The sequence below is a fragment of the Dietzia massiliensis genome (assembly GCF_018390595.1).
Taxonomy (GTDB): Bacteria; Actinomycetota; Actinomycetes; order Mycobacteriales; family Mycobacteriaceae; genus Dietzia; species Dietzia massiliensis.
Window position 1 is genome coordinate 1 of record NZ_JAHBAV010000156.1, and the last position, 497, is coordinate 497.

Consider the following 497-nt stretch of genomic DNA (forward strand, 5'->3'; position numbering starts at 1 on the left):
ACCACCTGCTGCCGCCCGAGCGCAGCTTCGTACCCGGCCCGGGCGTGCGATGGGTGGTCACCGAAGACGCGTGCGGTGGCGGGCCGAACTCGCACGGCGGGATGGTCGTCGACGGGCGGACGCACGCACTCGTCGCCGGGGCGCTCGGCGGGGCCGGGGGCTGCTGAGCGGTGCAGGCGCGCTGAGCGCTCAGCGGTGCTCGCGCGCGTAGTGCTGGTACAGGTCGTACGCGTGCCGTAGCCCGAGGCCCGGGTGGGAGACGCGGAGGCGGCGAACGGCGTCGATCTCGCCCGACGAGCCGCGGATCGCGGCGGCGACCTGCTCCGGCCGGATGGCCGCGGCGATGCGCCGCGAGCGCTCCTCGTTGCGTCCGCCCAGCCACCAGCGGTGCGCGGCCGCGCCCAGCAGCAGAACCGCCATCGCGGCCCACAGCAGCACGTCCACCGCGCTCGCCGACCCCGAGAGCAGCAGGACCGCCGCGATCACCAGCGCTCCGA

1 protein-coding gene is annotated in these 497 nt (G+C 76.3%); it reads right to left on the bottom strand.

What is annotated here, in order from left to right; all coding sequences use genetic code 11:
* Positions 1–189: 189 nt before the first annotated feature.
* On the bottom strand, positions 190–497 hold a 308-nt coding region (locus KHA85_RS16620; protein ID WP_213186647.1), incomplete at its 5' end, for a hypothetical protein.